Origin of the sequence: Fulvivirga sediminis (assembly GCF_016757215.1) — a bacterium.
Classification (GTDB): domain Bacteria; phylum Bacteroidota; class Bacteroidia; order Cytophagales; family Cyclobacteriaceae; genus Fulvivirga; species Fulvivirga sediminis.
Window position 1 is genome coordinate 1 of the sequence record NZ_JAESIY010000028.1, and the last position, 8,560, is coordinate 8,560.

Consider the following 8,560-nt stretch of genomic DNA (forward strand, 5'->3'; position numbering starts at 1 on the left):
ATAAACTTATCATTAGCATTAATGAAGGCTTTTTTTGCTCCTACATCTTCATTATATAGGGCCATTTCATTCTCTGTTATGTGTAGGTTTAGTGCCCTGCTCCATCCGCCTCTTTTTATTTTTTTATGGGCATCACTATAATCAGAGTGTGTGATCTCTCTTTTATAATCGCTTTCTATTATTTGTTCCATAGTATAAACTGCAAAAAGCTTATTACCACCCACCAATACGCTCTCTTTCCTGCTGCTGTTCAGGGGTGGCTTCAGGAGTATCAAAAGTGCTGGGAAATAGAGGTGGAGGAAAGCCTTCTGCCTTTCTTCTTTAATAGTCTCTTTCTCGATAAGCATCCAAAGCCTCTCCAGGGGGAAGAGGACGGTTTTTATCCATATACCAAAGGTAAAAAGAGAGGTCTTCATAGCAATTGCCGATAGAGCTAAAGATAAAGAGCGTATGAGTCATATCTGGTCTTCTTATTTGCAAACGATATGCTCCACCTCCGGTATGGCTGGGAGCAGACATTATAAACATAACTTTCTCTATCTGCATAGTAATGTTCTGCTGCCAAAATAGTCCAGGAAAAGTCATTAACCCATCTTCTCTGTTCAATATCACCTCCTTTTTAGGCATAGTGAAATAGTAAATCAGGAAAAAAAGGAAGCCTAAAAAGAATAAAAGAATTGCTACAATATAACCCCATGAACTATCTTCGGGATAACTAATTTCCACTATCAAAAACGAGATAAAGAATAAGAAAAACACGCTCCCCCCCCATTGAGGAGTCATGTATGAATATGATGGTTTTTTTACAAACTTATCATTAGCATTAAAAAAAGCTTCATTTGATCCTACATCTTCATGATATAGGGTCATTTTATTCTCTGTTATGTGTAGATTTAATACTCTGCTCCATCCACCTCTTTTTATATTTTTATGCGCATCATTATAATCATAGTGTGTGATCTCTCTTTTGTAATCACTTTCTATTATTTGTTCCATAGGCTAAACCGCACAAAGCTTATTACCACCCACCAATACGCTCTCTTTCCTGCTGCTGTTCAGGCGTGGCTTCAGGGGTATCAAAAGTACTGGGGAATAGAGGTGGAGGAAAGCCTGCTGCTTTTCTTCTTTCATAGTCTCTTTCTCGATAAGCATCCAAAGCCTCTCCAGGGGGAAGAGGACGATTTTTATCCATATACCAAAGGTAAAAAGAGAGGTCTTCATAGCAATTGCCGATAGAGCTAAAGAAATATAGCGTATGAGTCNTTGCATAGTAATGTTTTGCTGCCAATATAGTCCTGGAAAAGTCATTATGCCATCTTCTCTGTTCAAAATCACCTCTTTTTTGGGCATGGTGAAATAGTAAATCAGGAAAAAAAGGAAGAACAGAAAAAATAAAAATGTGAATATTCGAAAACCCCATGAATTTTCTTCTGGGTGTGTAATGTCTATTATCAAAAATGAAATGAAGAGTAAGAAAAACACCCCACCCACCCACTTAGGTACCATGTATGAATAAAATGATGCCATTTTTATAAACTTATCATTAGCATTAATGAAGGCTTTTTTTGCTCCTACATCTTCATTATATAGGGTCATTTTATTCTCTGTTATGTGTAGGTTTAATACCCTGCTCCATCCACCCCTTTTTATTTTTTTATGCGCATCACTATAATCAGAGTGTGTGATCTCTCTTTTGTAATCGCTTTCTATTATTTGTTCCATAGTCTAAGTTACAATATATCCTTTTTAACCAAATCAGCGATCGACCCAAAAACTAATTTCTCCTCCTGTTCAAATTTTTCACCTTGAGTTCTATATATGCTTTGTTTCAGGCTAATTCTGGTAGCAAAGTAACGCTTTTTATTTTCCTTGGTTGGATAAGGGAAATAGTGATTCTTTTCTGGGTTGATACGTAACCTCATAGCAATAACCAAGTCTGTTTTGCGGTTTATAGAATGACGAAATTCTTTAGTGACCGATAGCTTGGCTGTGAATTCACGCCTTCCATCTGTACGCTTAGTAATACATGTGTCACTCATCTCCATAATGAAGGGTTCTGGCTTTTCATCATCATTTAAGAGTATGCCGATAGCCTCTAATTGAGATACATCAGTGAGTAACTGATTAAATACCAATCTCACCCGAATTTTGTTAGCTAGTTTATAGGCACTGCGACCGAAATAGTGCAAAGTTAAACCATCTTTCGGTATGTAATAGTTTATTTCAGTACAAACGAGTAAATCGTGCATTAAGCTGAGCGCATCGGTGGGGTGTGCCAGTGCTTGTAAATCCTCATCATCTTTATCTATCTTGCTGGCATATTCTTCTATGAGATGCCTGTTATACTCCATAGGGGTAAGTTTCCTTTTAGGGATGTCCTCAGCATCACTTAAAAGAAAGTGCTTAAAAAAGTTTTCCAGATCAGTGTCTGTAAAAATGATAGCTAAGATGGTAAAGCCAAGACCTACGAATAGAGCAATCCAACCCGCTGGCCCGGAGAGTAGGAGCAGGCCTGTAGTTCCCCACAGTCCTACTGCCGTACTATAAGCGAGGGCTATACCGGCGCCCATATAGGCGAAACCAGCATCTTGATCCCGCTTATTAAAAGCTAAGGCCCCATCCCAGAAACTCATTCCGGAGGAAATAGCTCCACCGAGTGCCCCGGCTATTTTAATCCTTCCTCCTAGTTTCTGAGCTATTTCTCTAGATAGCTGTTTCCCCGCTTGCTTAGCCACTGCCTTTAAGTGAGCTTCTTTTAACCTTAATGCTGCTTCTGCTAGTTCTGCAGTCACACCTATAGTGCTTATAACATTTTTTCCTAGTTCTACTTGAGTTTGGTTATCAGAGAAAACCTTTTGCAAGGAATGACTAAAATTATATATCTGTAACCCCGTAAGTACCCTGTTAAAACCCCTTGAGTTAAGGAATTTTGCCGCTTTCGCATTATAATTTCTGGCTGCGAAATCATTTTTATAATACTCTCTTCTTTTTATAGGCTGTAATTCCTCTCCTGAGGTTAACATATTTTTTCCGCCTTCGGCTATTGATTCTTTTCCATATAGCATTCTATGTGTAAAACTATCCGCTTTAATAGTTTCTACTTTTTTTCCCTCAGATATTATGTCTATCTCAAGATTAGGATCGTGTTTGAATCCCATTAACGCGGCATCTATTTCTATACGTTGAGAGTTTCCATAGTGAAAAACATCAGTAACCACACCATCTACCGTTCTTCTGACGGTTATTTTATTAAGATTTTTCATAACGTGCCGCCGCCTATCTTTGAGTACTTGATAGTAGTTAGTTCGTCCTAGTCCATCTGTTTTTGCTTTTACCTTGTATTGAGCTACCCTGGTATGCACCTCCAAACGCGCATAAGCCACGCCTGCAAGGCTGTATAATAGAGAATGTAAATTTTTTAATAATTCTTGCTTAATAGTTATTTCCTCGTTGAGGAGTAGGGAAATGTTATCGTTTTTGTTACATTCTTCATCCTGAAAGTAGCCGTCTACCCACTCTGTCCATGAGTCACAAGAGTGGTACACATCTACTTCAAGTTCATTGCTTTCAGGGAGTAATAAATGCCTGTCAATGTTATCAGGGTTATTATACAGTAATAAAATTTGTTCGTATAATTGATTAATACCCTCCATAAAATGTTCTGGGGAGTTTTCAGTAAAATGGTCTAGTGCCTTTTTATAGTATTCAGTCTGAATGAAATTGCCATACTCATCCCTTAAGGTATTTACTGTTTTTCTTTTTGCTCTCCTTTCATGTACTCCAAGTACCCCTTCTACTTTGTCTCTGTGCAGTCCGTTCCCTATCCATTCATCGGGCACATAGTTGTTCGTTTGTACTTTATAAACACCAGAATATTTGGCATATTGATTAAATTTAATCTCATAGGTCGCCTTGTTATTGGGTTGATAGGGGAAATGGGTATCGTTAATATTACCCCACCAGCCGACATCCCCACCATCGTAAAGCTCAGTACTTTTTTTATCGCTGTAGGCCAGTTTGTAGGAGGTAAGTGCCAGTGTAAACATATCATGGTATGTCTTATCTATTTCTGGCTCACAAGGATCTTCTTCTGTTAATCGGGCTAACGCTTTTTCTACTGTTTCTCCTGTTTGTATGGCTTCTGTAAGTGCTTTAAAGCTGATTACTTCTTCTGCCAACACTTCAGAAATATCTGCGGCACAGCCTACAGGGTCGTGCAGGGTAATGAACATGTCTTCAAAGAGCACATTGCCCCCTTGTTTACTTTCATCTCTTTCTGTAGCATGAATTTGTTTTAGGATGTCCTTATATTTATTACGAGTAGCATTAACTGCATTAAACCCTATTTGTACTTTTTGATAAGACAATACATGCTCAGAGCAGGACTGGTCTTTGTTTTTGATACCCTTACACTCTACCAGGATCATATGGAAATTCTTTTTAACCTGATCAGAGCCATTTAATATTCTTTTGTGCAATTCATAAGACCACTGCACCGGGCTGTAGCCAATCCAATATTTTTTACCTCCCTCTTTTTTTGATTTAGGTACTAGCTTATACAGCCCTTTTTCCTCTTTTGGCTCTCTAAAGTCTTTAGGCGTTCTTCCATCTTCTTCAAGGTTATTCTTGCTCCAGATAACAGGAGATAAGTCTCCAAATTCATCTACGGCTAGCTCGTGGAAATCACTTTTATCTTCATGATTGATCAGATAGACGTAACCCTCACGCAAGTGTGTAGCCATTACCCTTAAGTGAGCATTAGATTTTAGGTCTCCGTTAGAGGCATCCGCATCATCAAGGGTAAATTGGTCATCACTACGATCCTTCATGCGTATGGCTTTCACGTCAGGATCATTTTTAGGGAATAGGCCATACCTTAAAAAACGTAGGCGTATACCGGGAAGCAATGCTTCCATTTCAGGTTTTTCCTCACAAGTAGCTCCTGCTCCAGAGGCCACTACAGTATATTTAGCATCGCATAGTTGCGCTTCTTTTTCCTGATTCTTTACAATTTCATCTGTAACCATAGTTTAGCTGCTCTTGTCTGAATTTTCGTTATCCTTTGCTTTTTCAATCTCCCACGTTACTTCTACCATCTTGTCTTTTACGGTGCCTGTAAGCTCTATAATGTCTTCTTCAGTGGCCTCTTCGTTGTTATCTGTTTCTACTGCTTTTTTTATCGAAAAAGTAATGCTTTCTCCATCCGCGATATTGCTTACGTACGCTCTCACTGTTACTTCCTTATAAACCTGAGCGTCACGTATTACTAAATCACCCATTACCCATTGCACATTATAAATCCTCGGCTCCCCCTCCATATCTTCAGCTTGCCTTTTTATTTCTTCCTGATTAGCTATGGCTTCCTGTGCATTCCCTGTAATGCGATTGGTCATAGTAATCTCAGGGAAAGGGATTTTTTTCACGGCCATGGTGCTTGGTTTCATGGGTTCACTTACAAAACCGTGAATTACGGTAGGTTCACCCACTGTAATGGTGCCTCCATGGGCAGTCATGTCTCCCACACAGGCGGCAGGTTTTCCGTTGTGCATCACAGCGGAGTGTCCTTGTACTATGGTGTCGGGAGGGCCTGAGCAGATGCAAAGGTCTCCTTGTGTAGCGGCTGGTTTGCCGTTAATTAATATATTAGATTGCCCCGGGCCTGAAATCGGGCCTCCTACATGTGGAACGGTCCCCGTGCACATAGGGCATATATGCATGCTATTGATGGTTGCTGCTTGTCCTGGCATAATTAATACTTTATGAAGTGAGCAAATTCTACATGTAATCGGTTTTCCCGGTTTTTCCCTGAACGGTGGTCATTTGCCCCTGTACTTGGGTCTGCTGTCCTTTTACTACTGTTTTGGCTTTACCTTCAACAGTTACATTCTGACCGGTAACCAGGTTGTCTTGAGAGGCCGATATGTTAATGGCGGCATCACTACTGATGTTGGCATCTCCTTTGGCCTGCATAGTGCTATCGCCTTCACTAAGTATTGAAGTGTCGCCTTCAGAGGCAGTATTAATATTGCCTTTAGCGAATATGTCAATATTCTCTTCAGCAGATATTTTCAGGTTTTTAGCAGCCAGTTCCAGATTTTCAGCCGATTGGATGTAAAGTGATTTTTGCTGAGTATCAAACTTGATAATGCTTCCTTCATTATCATAAATGCTGATAGTCTCTTCCCCTTGAGTATCGTTCAGCTCTATAGTATGGCCGCTTCGGGTGCGTATAGCTTTAATGTTGTTGGCATCTGTTTTCCAGCTTTCAGGCTTTTTAGTGCCACTGTATAAAGCTCCCATCACGTAGGGGCGCTCGGCGTTACCACCTTCAAAGCCTACTATTACTTCTTCGCCTACTTCAGGTATAAAATGGAATCCTTTTTCTCCGCCAGAGTGAGGAGTCACCATTCTTAACCATGGTGTCATTTCACCCGTAGGTTTTTGCCAGGCAAACTGTACTTTTACGCGGCTTAGTCCATCAGGATCAGCATTATCCATTACCGTAGCTACCTGGCTTTCGCTGCGAGGGTAGGCCATGGCGTTGCTTTCAGGGTAAATATCTATCTCAGCAGATACGCCTTCAAAATAGTTGATGTAATTACCATTTTCAGTAGCGGTGTGCATTACCTTAGTTACTCTAAAGCTGCCTTGCGCTGCTGCGGTGTTTTTTACTGCTACTACCTGTCCTAAGTATACCCCTGGGTTATCACTAGAGCCTTTTACGATTACTTGCTTGAGTTCGCGGCTCTTCTTTTGCTTTTCTACCTGCAAGTCAAAACGCTGCTTCAGGGTGCTGTCTGTATAAGAATTAAGGTATATGCTGGTTTCTTTAGCATATATTTCACCACTTTTTTGGCTGGTAAAGCCATTATATCCATTTACCCCTGTGTTAATCTCCCGAGATGTTTTTTCATGGAGTTCGTCAGTGAGGTAGTCATTGGTAAAGTATTTAAAGTTGTTGGGCGAGGGGTTGAGCTCTAAAGAGAATTTCTTTAGGTCATGCCCATAGGTGAGAGGTACTTCGTCACTGGCTTTAGGAGTACCAAATACCAGGGCTTTGCCATCATAATAAAACCATTCGCTATGCTGAGCGGCCAATCGGCTGGCGTACTCAAAAGCGCTTTCATTTTGCTGCACACTGTAGTGTAAGGCTTCAGTGTTTTGTGGGTTGAAAGCCGTTTCCAGTCTGGAAGCATCGTAGCCTTCAAAGGTTTTGGTAAGAATGTCTGACAGGCTTACTTCACTGTGCGAAGCATAATGAGGGCCGTCATCAGCGATGATGCTGGCGCTCTGTGCAGTAATCTCTACCGTATCTTCTTCACCACTATCGTAGGCTTTGGTATTGTTTACCTTTACCACTATTCCTTTGAATTCCAGCACGCCGTAGTCGCTGTAGATTTCATCAGAGCTTACACTTATGGTAATAATCTCACCTAAAAAGTTTTTGCTTTCGGAGGCTAATTCATCCCCTAATTTTTCCAGCACATCCATCCTGCATACCAGGGTGAGCATGTGGTGGGCATCCAGGTCTTGCTGTAATGCTAATCTCTTGTAAGTGGGGATCAAGTTTCCTCCAATGTATATTTCTATGTTAGTTTGTAGGGCCATAATATTTTTGATTTTTATAGCTAGTCGCTAAAAGAATAATTATTTAGTGAATTTGCCATTAGTATATTTTAAAATAGTGGTGTCACCAGTCGGCTTAAAAAAGCCAGTTTCTTCTTCTTTCCTATACTCCGGAAAAGAGATAGTCTTAGAAGTAATGTTATATATGGGGTAGCTATCGTCTGCTCTCGGCTTGGTGTACACCAGTTTGTTTTCGCCTTCAAAACAAGCTTCACAATCTGTGAAGTGCTGGTTTTGCCATGAGAGTTTACGTAGGGTATAATAATCTGTGCCCGCTCCCTTTGTGCCATAGGCTATTGTCAGGTAACTATTGTCTGGCAGCAAATAAGCTTTCAAGTACATGCTTTCATCGTTATTTATTTTGCCTGTTTGAGTCTTGTGCTCGTCAATCCACACAAACACGTTATCATAGGTGTGGTTAGTGCCTCCATTGAGCAAATCCCATGAGAATATCTTTAACTTCTGGTCTTCAGAGGTAATGATATGCACATTCGGGTGGCTCTTGAGTGCTTTGAAGTCGAGCTGAGCATATTGCGGTTGGCTTAAATATGATTTTAATTCATTCTTAAACCTTTGCATTATGCTGTCTCTACCTGCTGACTGGTCTGTAGCGTAATTCTGCCTGTGTTCATAATAGCTGTTATATATATTCAGTAGGAGGCTGTCAGCACTTTCAGTTTTTTTCTCCATCTTTTGAGATATGCAACTGATGTGTAACATAGCCAATACTACAGCCAATATGAATGATGTATACTTCATCTAGAAAAGATGCCTTTAGTAAGCACGTACCTCCATGTCGCTACTCTTTCCAGAGCAAGAGTATGTACCATACCGCGTTCAGCCTTGTTGGTATTGTAGTCCAGGCCTCTGTTAGCTTGCAGCCACCTGGCAGCGTTGCCTTCACCCTGGTAGTACACATACGTCCAGTAAGCCA

General features: G+C 40.5%; 6 protein-coding genes. All 6 read right to left on the bottom strand.

What is annotated here, in order from left to right:
• The coding region (locus tag JL102_RS23225) for a hypothetical protein (protein ID WP_202246871.1) at positions 1 to 347 on the bottom strand (347 nt) is incomplete at its 3' end.
• A complete protein-coding gene (locus JL102_RS23230; protein ID WP_202246872.1) occupies positions 322 to 996 on the bottom strand; it encodes a hypothetical protein in 675 nt (224 codons plus the stop codon). The genes JL102_RS23230 and JL102_RS23225, both read right to left, overlap by 26 nt.
• Before the next feature lie 734 nt (positions 997 to 1,730).
• Positions 1,731 to 5,027 carry a toxin VasX gene (locus JL102_RS23240; protein WP_202246874.1) on the bottom strand — a complete coding sequence of 1,099 codons (3,297 nt, stop codon included), beginning with the start codon at positions 5,025 to 5,027 and terminating at the stop codon, positions 1,731 to 1,733.
• 3 nt (positions 5,028 to 5,030) lie between these two features.
• Entirely contained in the window at positions 5,031 to 5,747 is a 717-nt protein-coding gene (locus tag JL102_RS24070) for a PAAR domain-containing protein (RefSeq protein WP_202246875.1), read from the bottom strand.
• A 28-nt stretch (positions 5,748 to 5,775) separates the two neighbouring features.
• Positions 5,776 to 7,608: a type VI secretion system Vgr family protein gene (locus JL102_RS23250; RefSeq protein ID WP_202246876.1), complete on the bottom strand. Its 1,833-nt coding sequence runs from the start codon at positions 7,606 to 7,608 to the stop codon at positions 5,776 to 5,778.
• 39 nt (positions 7,609 to 7,647) lie between these two features.
• Complete coding sequence (locus JL102_RS23255) at positions 7,648 to 8,385, bottom strand: hypothetical protein (protein WP_202246877.1); 738 nt, start codon at positions 8,383 to 8,385, stop codon at positions 7,648 to 7,650.
• Positions 8,386 to 8,560 lie beyond the last annotated feature (175 nt).